General features: G+C 68.9%; 12 protein-coding genes. 4 read left to right on the forward strand and 8 right to left on the reverse strand.

Annotated features, from left to right (window positions below):
- Positions 1 to 185: 185 nt before the first annotated feature.
- From AB0H93_RS14515 to AB0H93_RS14535, 5 genes are all read right to left on the reverse strand, one after another.
- Positions 186 to 1,727 carry an amidohydrolase family protein gene (locus tag AB0H93_RS14515; protein WP_358572336.1) on the reverse strand — a complete coding sequence of 514 codons (1,542 nt, stop codon included), beginning with the start codon at positions 1,725 to 1,727 and terminating at the stop codon, positions 186 to 188.
- On the reverse strand, positions 1,724 to 2,521 hold the full coding sequence (locus AB0H93_RS14520; protein ID WP_358572338.1) for an aspartate/glutamate racemase family protein: 798 nt from the start codon (positions 2,519 to 2,521) through the stop codon (positions 1,724 to 1,726). The genes AB0H93_RS14515 and AB0H93_RS14520 overlap by 4 nt, the downstream gene beginning before the upstream one ends.
- Positions 2,518 to 3,204 (reverse strand): GntR family transcriptional regulator, encoded by a 687-nt coding sequence (locus AB0H93_RS14525; protein WP_358572340.1) that lies wholly within the window; start codon positions 3,202 to 3,204, stop codon positions 2,518 to 2,520. Before AB0H93_RS14525 ends, AB0H93_RS14520 begins: the two co-directional genes overlap by 4 nt.
- 219 nt (positions 3,205 to 3,423) lie before the next feature.
- Positions 3,424 to 4,908: an NCS1 family nucleobase:cation symporter-1 gene (locus AB0H93_RS14530; RefSeq protein ID WP_358572342.1), complete on the reverse strand. Its 1,485-nt coding sequence runs from the start codon at positions 4,906 to 4,908 to the stop codon at positions 3,424 to 3,426.
- Positions 4,909 to 5,288: 380 nt separating this feature from the next.
- The gene (locus AB0H93_RS14535; protein ID WP_358572344.1) at positions 5,289 to 6,671 is read right to left on the reverse strand and encodes a helix-turn-helix transcriptional regulator; all 1,383 of its coding nucleotides are present in this window, start codon (positions 6,669 to 6,671) and stop codon (positions 5,289 to 5,291) included.
- A 48-nt stretch (positions 6,672 to 6,719) separates the two neighbouring features.
- Between AB0H93_RS14535 and AB0H93_RS14540 the strand changes: the two genes are divergently transcribed.
- Positions 6,720 to 7,805 carry an S-(hydroxymethyl)mycothiol dehydrogenase gene (locus AB0H93_RS14540; RefSeq protein ID WP_358572346.1) on the forward strand — a complete coding sequence of 362 codons (1,086 nt, stop codon included), beginning with the start codon at positions 6,720 to 6,722 and terminating at the stop codon, positions 7,803 to 7,805.
- On the forward strand, positions 7,802 to 8,428 hold the full coding sequence (locus AB0H93_RS14545; protein ID WP_358572348.1) for an MBL fold metallo-hydrolase: 627 nt from the start codon (positions 7,802 to 7,804) through the stop codon (positions 8,426 to 8,428). The genes AB0H93_RS14540 and AB0H93_RS14545 overlap by 4 nt, the downstream gene beginning before the upstream one ends.
- A gap of 22 nt (positions 8,429 to 8,450) precedes the next feature.
- Here the strand turns inward: AB0H93_RS14545 and AB0H93_RS14550 are convergent, their stop codons facing one another.
- The gene (locus AB0H93_RS14550; protein ID WP_358572350.1) at positions 8,451 to 9,170 is read right to left on the reverse strand and encodes a GntR family transcriptional regulator; all 720 of its coding nucleotides are present in this window, start codon (positions 9,168 to 9,170) and stop codon (positions 8,451 to 8,453) included.
- A gap of 133 nt (positions 9,171 to 9,303) precedes the next feature.
- On the opposite strand from AB0H93_RS14550, the gene AB0H93_RS14555 reads away from it, so the two are divergent.
- Entirely contained in the window at positions 9,304 to 9,996 is a 693-nt protein-coding gene (locus tag AB0H93_RS14555; protein ID WP_093265260.1) for a hypothetical protein, read from the forward strand.
- 13 nt (positions 9,997 to 10,009) lie between these two features.
- Positions 10,010 to 10,972, forward strand: coding sequence for a PDR/VanB family oxidoreductase (locus AB0H93_RS14560; protein WP_358572352.1), 963 nt, complete (start codon positions 10,010 to 10,012; stop codon positions 10,970 to 10,972).
- A gap of 295 nt (positions 10,973 to 11,267) precedes the next feature.
- Here the strand turns inward: AB0H93_RS14560 and AB0H93_RS14565 are convergent, their stop codons facing one another.
- Both AB0H93_RS14565 and AB0H93_RS14570 read right to left on the reverse strand, forming a co-directional pair.
- On the reverse strand, positions 11,268 to 12,164 hold the full coding sequence (locus AB0H93_RS14565; protein WP_358572501.1) for a TIGR01777 family oxidoreductase: 897 nt from the start codon (positions 12,162 to 12,164) through the stop codon (positions 11,268 to 11,270).
- A complete protein-coding gene (locus AB0H93_RS14570; RefSeq protein ID WP_358572354.1) occupies positions 12,164 to 12,622 on the reverse strand; it encodes a hypothetical protein in 459 nt (152 codons plus the stop codon). The genes AB0H93_RS14565 and AB0H93_RS14570 overlap by 1 nt, the downstream gene beginning before the upstream one ends.
- Between the last annotated feature and the right edge of the window lie 4 nt (positions 12,623 to 12,626).

The following is a 12,626-nucleotide window of genomic DNA, read 5'->3' on the forward strand; positions in this document are numbered from 1 at the left end:
AACCGACGCAGCACGCTTCCGTTCAGCGCGGTGCGGCGTGGTTTCACTCACCACGGCCTCCCGCTTCCCTCCCACCGCAACCGTCAAAACGGTCCGCTTCGGACGGCGTTGATCAGGCGGCGTCCTGCCTCTTGATCAGCGCGAGGATCCGGTAGCTCATGGGCTCGAGATCATGTCGATCCTGGTCACTCGCCCTCCCGCGAAGCGTGTGGGCCGACAGCGGTGGCGAACTCTCCCCGCGCTTCGGCCGGCGGAGCGCCGGGGAACTCGAGCGCGGCCGCCTCGTGGTAGCCGAGGCGCGCTATGAAGCGGCCGACCGGCCCGGGGTTGTGGAAGCCGTGTTCGTCGAGCACCACGCGGCCGCCTGCCACGACGATCTGCGGCCAGCCGCGCAGCTCGTGGCCCTCGAAGGGCGAGAAGTCCGTGCCCATGTGCAAAGCCGGGCCGTCGACGGCGCGGACTTCAGCCGGGTCGAAGACGACGAGATCGGCATCGTAGCCCGGTGCGATGACGCCCTTGCCGGGGAGCGCGTTGATGCGTGCCGGCCCCGAGGAGAACAGCTCGACGAAACGCTCGAGCAGCCCGGACAGCGGCGAGCCCTCCGCCGGGACCGCGGCCCCGCCGTCGTCCGTTCCCGACGGGGAGCCGAACGCCCCCGTTGCCTCAGAGAGAGCCGTGAACGCGACCGGCATGCGGGTCTCGACACCGGGGAGCCCGTGCGGCATCTGCCGGATGTCGTCAGACCGCTCGCGCTTCTGCGAGAGGTCGTAGCACGAGTGGTCGCTCGAGACCGTGTGGATCGAGCCGTCCGCGAAGCGCTCCCGCAGCGCCGCCACCGTCTCCGGCGACCGCATCGGCGGGCAGCACGCGAACCACTCGGGGAAGCGCGAGGAGTACACCCCGTCGTCGAGCACGAGGTAGTGCGGACATGTCTCGGAGTGGATGTCGAGCCCGCGCGCGCGGGCTTCCGCGACCAGGTCGACGGCGCCGGGCGTGGACTGGTGGACGAAGTACACCGGGGCGCCCGTGTACTCGGCCATCGCGAGGACCTCGTGCACGGAGGCCTCCTCGGCGAGCTCGGGGCGGGTCTCGTGGAGGTGCGCGATCCCGGTCCGTCCGGCCTCGGCGTGCCGCTGGGTGCAGTCGACGATCACGGCGTCGTGCTCGGCGTGGACGTAGGTCAGGCCGTCGAGGCGCACCATCTCCCGCATGACCTTGAGGACGGTGTCGTTGTCCGCCATGGTCGAGCCGCGGTTCGTCATGTACATCTTGACCGAGCGGATGCCGAGCGCCGCAAGCTCCTCGAGCTGGGCCGGAACGGTCTCATCCCATTCGATGACCGAGCCGTGGAGCGCGACGTCGCAGCGGGCCTCGCGGGCGAGGGCGAGCTTGTGCTTCGCGGCCTCGAGCGGGGATTCGCTCGCGTCACGTGGGATGCCGAAGTCGAGGATCGTCGTCGTGCCGCCCCACAGGGCAGCGGTCGACGTGATCGCGAAGTCGTCGAGCGTGCGGTAGCGACCGGTCACCTGGGCCACGTGGCAGTGTCCGTCGACGCCGCCGGGGATGACGACGCGACCCGCCGCGTCGATGACGCGCTCGGCGGCGGGCACGGGTTCGAACGCGTCGAGGACGGCGGTCACCCGCCCGTTGTCGACGACGACGTGCGCGGCTCTCGTGCTGAACGAGTTGACGACAAGACCGTGCGCAATCACGAGATCGGCCTTCAACGGGCCCTCCCTTCGGTAGAAGCGGACGCGGGCGCCGCGGGGCGTGCCGCGAGCTGGGCGGCCTCGAGCGCGGCGTCGAGGGCCGGACTCAGGCCGGAGCGCGGCTTGGGCGGCGGGGCCGCGAACGAGCCGGCCCGGTGCGGCCCGGGGTTGAGCTCGACGATGGCCTCGGCGAGCCGGATCCCCGCCCCGATGCCGTCCACGACGGGAACGGGGATATCGGCCGCGACCTCGCGGGCGAGCCCCGCGAGCGGCGCGCCCGCGAGGATCACGACGTCGGCGCCGTCCTCTACGACCGCGAGCCGCGCAAGCTCGACGAGGGTGGGACGGAAATCAGCCTGGACGGTGCCGATGCCGCGCAGCGCCTCCTTGATCGAACGGATCGACGCGAGGCGATTCCCGAAGCCGAAGCGCTCGACGCAATCCCGGTACCACGCCGTGATGCGGTCCGAGATCGCGATGATCGAGAAGCGGTGGCCCTGGAGGGCCGCCGCGCAGAGCGCCGCCTCGGTGATGCCGATGACGGGGACGTCCACGAGCTCCTTGAGCGCGGGCATGCCCGGATCTCCGAACGCGGCGACGACAACGCCGTCCACGTCGCGGTGCTCGGCGATGAGCTCCGCGACGGCGCCCGCCGCGATCAGCGACTCGAAACGGGTCTCGATGTACTCGACCCCGCTGGCGGCGGTGCGCACGAGAAGCTCGGTCGTGGGGGCCGCCGAACGTTCCGCCTCGGCGCGGATCAGCTCGGTGACGTCGTCGCTGATGTTCGGATTGACGACGAGAAGTCTCATAGTGGTTCCTTGGTTCGGGCCGGCTCGCGTGGGCTCGAGCCGCTTTCCGGGTACTGCTCCCTGTACTTGCCGATGTGGTGCGCCGACTGGGCTGCTGCCCGCTCCAGGTCGCCGCTCGCGATCGCCGCGAGGAGGTCGCGGTGCTCTTGCACGAGCTCGGGCAAGTCCGTGACATGACGGAAGAGCCAGTGCATCCGGCCCTGGAGGGGCTCGAGCGCCGCGCGGAGGAAGCCGTTGTCGGCGATCCGCGTGACCTCGTCGTGGAACTCGCTGTTGGCCCGATGCGCCTCGTTGATGCTGCCGCGGGCCAAGGCGTCCGCAGCCCGGTCGAGGAGCGCATCGAGCCTCGCGATGTCCTCCGGCGTGGCCCGCTGGGCAGCGAGCCGGCAGGCCAGCACCTCGAGCGAAAGCCGGACGTCGAACAGGTCCTCGACATCCTTGTCGCTCAGCCGGGCGACCACAGAGCCGCGCGAGGCCCGCTCGGCGACGAGGCCCTCCTGGACCAGCATCCGCAGCGCTTCGCGGACCGGGAGCCGGGAGACGTCGAACTCGGCGGCGAGGTCGCGCTCGATGAGCCGCGTGCCCGGGGCGTAGTGGCCTTCGAAGATGCGCATCCGCAGGGCGTCGCGGATCACTTCGCGCAGCGGTCGGTCACGCTGTGGTTCCTCGGCCGGCCGTGCCATGGCGTCTCCCTTCGGGTCGGGTTGCGCATGATGAGCAGCGCATGCAGTTCTGGCCACATTCGACCACGCTCCTCGGCCGTGCCCCCACGTTCGGCCGATGAACGACGCAGGGCGCGTGCCGTCCACTTCGGCTCGCCCGGGAAGCCGCTTGCTGCAGTCGGGGCGAGGCCTGAATGGCCGGGAGGCGCGTCTTGGCCATGTCGTGGCCGTGAGCCGGGATCAGTCCACGGAAGGCTCCCCGGCAAGTTCTTCTCGTTCACTCATTCCGGACGGCACGCCGACCGCCGTGTTGCGCGCGATGAAGTAGTACGCCACCGCCGAGGCGACCACGCCGATCGGCCATGAGAACGGGGCGACCGCCGCGAACGCGGGGACGAGGGCAAGGATGGCGGACACGGCCGCGGTGGGGATGAACACCGCGAGTGCGCGGGGGTTGACGCCGCGACGGTAGTAGAACTCCCCGAACTCATTCGCGCGGTACAGCTCGCGGACGTTCACGACGCCCTTGCGGACGAGGAAGTAGTCGGCCGCCATGATGCCGAACAGCGGGCCGAGGAACGCGCCGAGCCCGCCGAGGAAGTAGTTCACCACGACCGGGTTCGAGTAGAGGTTCCACGGCATGACGAGCAGGGCGAGGACGGCGCTGATCACGCCGCCGCGCTTGAACGTGATGCGCTTGGGCCACACGTTCGCGAGGTCGAACGCCGGGGAGACGAAGTTCAGCACGACGTTCACGCCGATGGTCGCGACGATGAACATGAGCGCACCGACGACGAGGACGGCGGTGTGCGGCACCTTGGCGATGATGAGCGCGGGGTCTGTGATGGCGTCCCCGAACACGACGACGGTGCTGATCGTCATCGTGATGCTGACGGCTGCGAACGCCGCGAAGTTCACGGGGATGCCCCAGAAGTTGCCCCGCACGACATCGCGGCCGGACCTCGCGAAGCGCGTGAAGTCGCAGTAGTTGAGGAGCATCGTCGCGTAGGTCGCGACGAGGAGGAACGCGCCGGTGAAGACGCCGCGCAAGGCTTCGCCGCCATCGAGCGGATGCACCGAGAGGTCCATGGGGATGTGCCACCCGGCCGCAGCGAACAGCCAGACGGCCATCACGAGCATGACGACCCAGATGATCGGGCCGGCCCAGTCCTGGAATCGCCTGACGGCCTCCATGCCGCGTGTGATGACGATGAGCTGGAGTGCCCACAGGAGGAGGAAGCACGCCCACCCGAGGTAGGAGAGGCCGAGGAAGGACTGGTGCTGGAAGCGCTCCAGATCGGGGGCGATGCGGAGGAGGAGCACGACGACCGCCATGCTCGCCAGATACGTCTGGATGCCGTACCAGCAGATCGCGATGACGGCCCGGACTAGCGCAGGGAGGTTCGCTCCCCAGATGCCGAAGCTGATACGGGCCATGACCGGGAACGGGACGCCGGTCTCCTGGCCCATCTTCCCGGCCCAGTTCATGCCGACGAACAGGATCCCGGTGCCGATGAGGATCGAGGCGAGGACTTCCCAACCGTTGAGCCCGAGCGTGAACATCCCGGCCACGAACGTGTAAGTGCCGATGTTGTGGACCGAGGACATCCACACGGCGAAGAAGTTGTACGTCTTCCACTTCCGCTCGGCCGCGGGCGCGAGGTCCTCGTTGTAGAGCCGGCCAGAGGGATCGAGTTCTCGCAGGGATGACGAGTCACAGCGCACAGCGACTCCTTACGTCCGACTCCGGGCAGTGTTGGGATACCGTACTGGGATCCCAGATGTCGCACAATGACGGATGCGCATTTCGTCCGTTTTCCGCGAATGGTGCTCGTGAGCTTCGAGCCGGTCCCCGACCTCGAACCGCACGCTCCGTCCGGGTCTTGGTGTTGCGCCTGGCGACGGAGAACCCCTGCTGGGGATACCGCCGTCGCGGGATCAGCGCGGTGCCTTCGACTCGGTGCCGGGTGCGGAGGTGGCGCGGTCGCGGGCGAGGCGGTCGTCGGTGTCGCGGATGCGCTCGACCAGATCCTTGGTGATTGCCGACCTCGTGGTCGAGGCGGTACTGGCAGTGTGACCGGGACGCAGGCTGCGTGGATTCCCGGTCACCGAGCGGTTGCCGACGGGGTGAGTTCGGCGTTTCGGGCCAGCGCGGCCGCCTCGCCCCGCGAGCCGACGTCGAGTTTGCGGAGCACACCGGTGACGTGGAATTTGACGGTGCTTTCCGCGACGCCGAGCTCGTCGGCGATGGCTTTGTTGCGCTTGCCCTGGGCGAGCAGGCGCAGGACTTCGTGCTCCCTGGCGTTGAGGCTGGTCAGTCGCGGCTCGCCGGAGTGCGTGGCGGGCGAGTCGAGCGGGAGAGCGATGCTGACCCGGCTGCCCCAACCCGGGACGGCGTCCAAGTCGACAGCGGCGCCCAGCGTCCGTGCCCGACCTTCCAGCTCTCGCGACAACGTGCTCACGCCCAGCTCTCCGGCCTCCTGATCACGCACGTCGATCAGCAGCGAGCCACCGTCGCAACTCCACGCGATGCGCAGCCGGGCCAACCTGGGCTGCGCGGCGAAGGCCAACACGATCGTCCTCGTCATCGCGCGCGCCGCATAGGCGACTTCCCCCGGCAACGGTCGCGCAGTCTTGCCGGGCGCGATGAACTCCAGGCACACCTCATGGTGCTTCAGCAGCTGCCGGATGTTCTTGCGCAGCTTGGTGAACGCGGCCGATGCGGGTTCTTCCGACAACGACAGATCCGATTCTTGCGCGGACCGCAAGACGACCAGCGCCGCCGACGCCGTCTCGGTCGCGGTGAGCCGGGCACTCCGGTCATCGAGTCCGGAGGAGCGCAGCGTGTTCAGAATGGACAACAACGCGCTTTCGTGCGCGGCGACCATCTCCGTGATCGTGCGCGCCCGCTCGCTCGAGGCGGCCCGTGATTCGGCGAGGTAGTCCGGGCTGGCCTGAGCCACCTGCTGCCTGATCGAGGTCGCGACGATGCCGAAGAACCCCGCCAGCTCCTCTGCTTCCGGCAGTCGCTTCCGCGGCGCGCGGGGCACCAGCACGAGCAGCGTGCCAACCGGATCCAGCACCACCCACACCACGCGTGTCACACCGCCGATCATGGCGTTCGCCGCGACGGGGGTGCCGGGGTCGACACGGGCTTTGAGCTGGTCGAGTTCGTCGATGGTGACGCGGTTGATCATCTCGGCGTCCCCCGCGACCTTGCGTGGACGGCCCGTGCATTCCCGGGTGAAGATGACGAGGGCGCTGTGCGGCCACCGGGCGGACAGGAAACGGGAGAACCGGCCGGCGATCCCGTGCAGCGGGCCGTCGACGACCTCTCGCAAACCGCGCAGACGGTCCGGGCGCGGGGACTTCGGGTCGACCATTCCAGCGAGTCTAGGCCGCAGGTCCGCTAGCCGGAAGTCGAGGTTCTGCCCGCCTTTCGACCAGGTCGCCCAGCGGCGTGGCGCGGCTAGGGTCGCGAACGGCATGCGCCGAAGCGCATGCTTTTCCGCCGACAGACAAGGAAGCAAGCCCACATGCCACAGCAGGTGCGCGGGGTGATCGCCCGTTCGAAGCAGGCCCCGGTCGAGCTGACCGACATCGTGATCCCCGACCCCGGTCCCGGCGAGGTCGTGGTCGACATCGCGGCGTGCGGCGTGTGCCACACGGACCTGACCTACCGCGAGGGCGGGATCAACGACGAGTTCCCGTTCCTGCTCGGGCACGAGGCCGCGGGCACCGTCGAGATGGTCGGTGAAGGTGTCGAATCCGTGCAGCCGGGTGACTTCGTGATCCTGAACTGGCGGGCGGTCTGCGGCCAGTGCCGTGCCTGCAAACGCGGGCGACCGCAGTACTGCTTCGACACCTACAACGCCGAACAGCCGATGACGCTGACCGACGGCACCGAGCTCACCCCGGCGCTCGGGATCGGCGCGTTCGCCGACAAGACGCTCGTGCACGCCGGGCAATGCACCAAAGTCGATCCCGCCGCCGATCCGGCCGTCGCGGGGCTGCTCGGCTGCGGGGTCATGGCCGGGCTGGGCGCGGCGGTCAACACCGGCATGGTCGGCCGTGGCGATTCGGTCGCGGTCATCGGCTGCGGCGGTGTCGGCGACGCCGCCATCGCCGGCGCCCGCTTGGCCGGCGCGGGCACGATCATCGCGGTCGACCGGGACGAGAGGAAACTCGACTGGGCCCGCGAACTGGGCGCCACCCACCTGATCAACGCCTCCGACATCGACGCGGTCGAAGCGATCGCGGAACTGACCGGCGGGTTCGGCGCCGACGTCGTGATCGACGCGGTGGGCCGTCCCGAGACCTGGAAGCAGGCCTTCTACGCACGTGATCTCGCCGGCACCGTCGTGCTCGTCGGCGTGCCCACGCCGGACATGAGGCTGGAGATGCCGTTGCTGGACTTCTTCGCCCGCGGCGGCGCCCTGAAGTCGTCGTGGTACGGCGACTGCCTGCCCGAGCGCGACTTCCCGATGCTGATCGACCTGTACCTGCAGGGCAGGCTGCCGCTGGAGAAGTTCGTGACCGAACGCATCAGCCTCGACGAGGTCGAGAAGGCCTTCCACACCATGCACTCCGGCGAAGTCTTGCGCTCGGTGGTGATCCTGTGAACCTGCGGATCGACCACGTCGTCACCACCGGCGTCTTCGAACTCGACGGCGGGACCTGGGAGGTGGACAACAACATCTGGCTCGTCGGCGACGACACCGAGGTCGTCGTGATCGACGCGGCCCACGACGGCAAGCCGATCATCGAGGCTGTGGGCGATCGCAATGTCGTCGCCGTCGTCTGCACGCACGGGCACAACGACCACGTCACCGTCGCCCCGCAGTTGGGCGAGCAGCTCTGCGCTCCAGTCCTGCTGCACCCCGGCGACCGCGAACTGTGGGAGATGACCCACCCGGGCCAGTCGTTCCGGCAAGCGGGCGACGAGGAACGGATCGCCGTCGCGGGAACGGAACTCGAGGTGCTCCACACGCCGGGGCATTCGCCCGGTTCGATCTGCCTGCACCTGCCCGAAGCCGAGGCCCTGTTCTCCGGGGACACCCTCTTCTCCGGCGGTCCGGGCGCCACCGGCCGCTCGTTCTCCGACTTCCCGACCATCATCGGCTCGATCCGGGAACGCGTGTTCGCCCTGCCCGAGGACACCCGCGTGCACACGGGCCACGGCGACGGCACCACCATCGGCACCGAAGCACCGCACCTGGCCGAATGGATCGCCCGCGGCTACTGACGGACCTGCCCGCCGGGCCGGTTCAATCGCCGAAACCCCGGCCACGCAGGTAGTCCACCAGCATCGCCTGCGACCCGCGGATGTGGTCGCGCATCGCCGTGCGCGCCCGCGCGGCCCGTCCGCGGGTGATGTGCTCCAGGACGACCGCGTGCTCCTCGACGTAGAGCGCCCGCAGGGTCTCCGGCGACCGGATGGCAAGCCGCACGGTGTCCTTCGGGAAGTAGCGGTGCAGGTCCTGGATCATCCCGCCGAGCCGCTGGTTCCCCCCGGCGTCGTGGATGATGCCGTGGAAGGTGTCGTTGAACCGGCGCAGTCGCTCGCCGGCCTCGGTCTCCTCGGGGTCGTCGAGTTTCGCGACGGCGAGCGGCACGACCTCGGCCAGCGCCTCGTGCGCCTTCTCCAGCTTCGCGAGCATCTCGGGGTCGTGTGAACGGGCCGCCAGTTCGGCGGCGAACCCTTCGAGCTCCGCCCGCACCTGGTAGACGTCGTTGAGCTCGCGCAGGGTCGGCACCTTGACCATGGCGCCCCGGTTCGGCACCAGTTCGACCAGGCTCATCGCCTGCAGCTTGCGCAGCGCCTCGCGCGCCGGCGTGCGGCTGACCCCGAAACGCCCGCAGATCTCGTCCTGCTGCAGGTGTTCCCCGCGGGGGTACCGCCCGTCGAGGATCTCGCGTTCCAGGATGTGCGCGATCTGGTCGGCGTAGCTGCTCGGCGTCCGCAACGTGTCCGCGGCCTCACTCATTTCGTCCTCACAACGGAAATCTTAGGACAACCGGGGCCGCTCCGGTTCAGCTACCTCGGTCTTGACAACCACTCCGCGCTCAGATTGTATCCATGGATACACAGACATTGGATACACGAATACGGAGGGCGACATGGTCGACGTGCGCAACGTCAGGGGCGGCAGTGGCCTCGATCCGATCAGGGCCGAACTCGACGAGTTGCTCGACTCGGTCCAGGTGGCCACGGCCCAGGCGACCGAAGCCTTCTTCGCCAGCTACGACGAGGACCCCGACCCGGCCCGGCTGGCCTCGTGGCTGATCCCCCGCTGCTGGCGCGAGATCGACTACGTCTACCTCCTCAACGAGGAGATCCGGCGTTACGGGATGCAGTTCGAGCGGCGGCACATCACGTTGCTGGCCAAGCAGTCCTTCCAGGAGGCCGAGCACTACGACATGGTCGGCAAGGCGATCGAGTCCCTCGGCGGCGAGGTGCCCACGACCGTTCCCGCCGAAGCCGAGCCGTGGAGCCGGTTCCTCTGGGAATGCCTCGACCGCCACCCGCTGTCCGCGGTCGCGGCGTGGAATCTGTCGGAGACGTCGGCGTCGGGAAGCTTCGAACCGACCTTCCGCGGCGCGGAACGGCACGGCCTCGACGAGGTCACCCGGATCTACAAGCAGATCGAGAAGGACGAGAAGTTCCACGTCGGCCTGGGCCTGCAGATGATGGCGACCTACGTGCACACCGACGAGGACCGCGACGAGATCCTGCGGGCGATGCGCGGCATGCGCGACATCGCCTGGCGCACGTTCAGCCCCGAGTCCGTCGCGGCCGGCCGCGACACCTGATCGGCCGCCGGAGATGACCGCACAGGAAATCGACGTCTGGCGCACTGTCGTGGTCGAGGCCACGGACGGCCGCGCCGATGACGTGGTGGCGCTGACCCTGCGCGACCCCGAGGGGCAGCACCTCCCGGCCTGGGAGCCGGGAGCGCACATCGACGTGGATCTCGGCCCGGGGCTGATCCGGCAGTATTCGCTGTGCGGCGATCCGCGGACCGCCGACCGGTGGCGGATCGCCGTCCTGCGGGAACCACGCGGGCGCGGTGGATCCGCCCGGATCCACGACCACGTCCGCGTGGGCGACCGGCTCCGGGTCCGCGGGCCGCGCAACCGGTTCCCGCTCGCCGACGCCGAGAGGTACTTCCTCGTCGCCGGCGGAATCGGGATCACCCCGATCCTCGCCATGGCGACGAAGGTGGCCGCGCTCGGCCGGCCGTGGACCTTGCTCTACGGCGGGCGGACGCGATCCTCGATGGCGTTCCTCGACGAGCTGACCGCCCTTCCGGGAGGCGAGCTGATCATCGTGCCGCAGGACGAGTTCGGCCTTCCCGATCTCGACCGCTACCTGGCGGTGCCTGCGGACGGAACGGTGGTCTACTGCTGCGGCCCCGGGCCCATGCTGTCAGCCGTGGAACAGGCCTGCGGGGCGTGGCCGGCGGGATCACTGCACCGGGAGCGCTTCTCGGCGGAGGTTCCTCAGCCCGACGCGGATTCCGGGTCGTTCGAGGTGGTGCTCAAGCGCAGTGGCCTACGGCTGGCGGTCCCCGAGCACGAGCCGTTGCTCGACGTTCTCGAGGCCTCGGGCATCGAACTCGACAACTCGTGCCGGGCGGGGATCTGCGGCACCTGCGCCGTCGGGGTGGTCTCGGGAGAGCCGGACCACCGCGACGACGTGCTGACCGACGAGGAGCGGGAACGCGGCGAGATCATGCTGCCGTGCGTGTCCCGGTCACGGGGCCGAGTGCTGGTGCTCGACCTCTGACCTTTCCCATGCGGCGTTCAGCGCCACAGCAGTCACGGCGCTGAACGCCGCCTTCATCCGGTCATTTCTCTCACCACGAGGTCAGCGTCGCCATAGCGCCGCTGCAGAAGGCCAGAAGAAACCCAGCCGACCTACCTTGACTGTCTTCATTGGACACTTGTGAACTTGATCGACAGTTGGCCGTTGGCAACGCTTTCCGCCCACGCAAGTCGCCGCAGACGATTTGCGGTCTCAGCCGGTCAGGCTTGAGCCGGTCGTGTCGGCCCCGATACGGCAGCGGCGGCGCCAGGATGCGTCAGCGGTGCAACGCGTCATCCAAGACGGAGGCGATGTCCGGGTGCCGGCTCTCGAAACCCGCTTCGGTCAGGCGGGTAGGAACGACCCGCAAGCTGCCCAGGACCTCGGGAGCCACTTGACCCATGGCTACCCGAAGCAATCCAGTAGGCACGCGCAGCAACGCTTGCTTTCCGATCGCACTCGCCAACGCGTGGGTGAACGCCCGGCTTCGGATCGGGTTGGGCACGGCGATGTTGTAAGGCCCTTCAGCTCCTGGACGGGCCATGAGAAACCGGATCGCGCGGACCGCGTCGGCGAGTGATACGCAGCTCCAGAACTCGCTCCCGCTACCCAAGGTGGCCCCCAGCCCCGCTCGGAACATGGGCAGCAGCCTGGGCAGGAATCCACCGCAACGGGAGACCACCAGGCCAAGTCGCAAGTGGCATACGGCGATTCCCGCAGCACTCGCCGGGCTGGTCGCCTCCTCCCAGGCGCGTGTGACCGCGGGAAGGAAACCGTCCGCCACACCACTCGCGGACTCGCCCAGCACCTCGTCACCACGGTCGACGCCGTAAAACCGAATACCCGAAGCCGAGATCATCACCCGAGGCGGTCGATGCGCCGCAGCTGCCGCGACCGCAAGCGTGTGAGCACTGTCGATCCGGCTGCGCAGTAGCAGGGACTTGTACCCTCGTGTCCAGCGCTGCCCACCCAGAGGTGCACCGGCCAGATTGACGACGACCTCGGCTCCCGCGACCCATGCCGAACTGGGCTCGGCGACTGGGTCCCACCGCACTTCATCCGGCGACGCCGGCTGCCGCCGCACAAGCCTTCGGACCGTGTGGCCATCGCTTTCCAGTGATCGGCGCAGTGCCGTACCGATCAACCCGCCGGCTCCCGCCATGACCACGAGCATCACGCCACCATCCCCACGCTAGCGGCCAACGCGACGACGAACGCGGTGCTGACCAGCCCCAACATGATCCACGCCTGCCACCGAAGTCGCCGGCGAAACCCCGCCAACTCGTTGGCGGAGGCGAAGACCCGCGCAGGCCAATGCCGCCACGAAACGTTGCAGAACACCGTCCCGGCAGCCGCGTACAGCACGGCGACGGCGCAGTAGGCGACCACCCGCTGCGGCACGAGAGCGGCAAGGCCGGAAGCGGTCAGTATGAGGGTGCAGATCACGCCCGCTACCGGCCACCGGTTCCCGCTCGCCAGCTCAAGCAGGAAATCCTCACGCTGATGCTCGTCGGGAAAGAACCGCGCCACCCGCGGCTGAACCACCACGAGGCTGTACACCATCGATCCCAGCCACACAGCGGCGAGGATCAGATGAACCAGAACGAGGATCGATCCCACGGAGGCGGACATTCTT

It is taken from the genome of Saccharopolyspora sp. NPDC050642 (assembly GCF_040654735.1).
Taxonomy (GTDB): Bacteria; Actinomycetota; Actinomycetes; order Mycobacteriales; family Pseudonocardiaceae; genus Saccharopolyspora; species Saccharopolyspora elongata.

Excerpts from the sequence above, each read along its gene's own strand:
- AB0H93_RS14565 (WP_358572501.1), bottom strand. The coding sequence starts at position 12,164 with ATGCTCGTGGTCATGGCGGGAGCCGGCGGGTTGATCGGTACGGCACTG.
- AB0H93_RS14570 (WP_358572354.1), bottom strand. The coding sequence starts at position 12,622 with ATGTCCGCCTCCGTGGGATCGATCCTCGTTCTGGTTCATCTGATCCTC.
- AB0H93_RS14525 (WP_358572340.1), bottom strand. The coding sequence starts at position 3,204 with ATGGCACGGCCGGCCGAGGAACCACAGCGTGACCGACCGCTGCGCGAA.
- AB0H93_RS14520 (WP_358572338.1), bottom strand. The coding sequence starts at position 2,521 with ATGAGACTTCTCGTCGTCAATCCGAACATCAGCGACGACGTCACCGAG.
- AB0H93_RS14555 (WP_093265260.1), top strand. The coding sequence starts at position 9,304 with ATGGTCGACGTGCGCAACGTCAGGGGCGGCAGTGGCCTCGATCCGATC.
- AB0H93_RS14540 (WP_358572346.1), top strand. The coding sequence starts at position 6,720 with ATGCCACAGCAGGTGCGCGGGGTGATCGCCCGTTCGAAGCAGGCCCCG.
- AB0H93_RS14535 (WP_358572344.1), bottom strand. The coding sequence starts at position 6,671 with ATGCCGTTCGCGACCCTAGCCGCGCCACGCCGCTGGGCGACCTGGTCG.
- AB0H93_RS14560 (WP_358572352.1), top strand. The coding sequence starts at position 10,010 with ATGACCGCACAGGAAATCGACGTCTGGCGCACTGTCGTGGTCGAGGCC.
- AB0H93_RS14550 (WP_358572350.1), bottom strand. The coding sequence starts at position 9,170 with ATGAGTGAGGCCGCGGACACGTTGCGGACGCCGAGCAGCTACGCCGAC.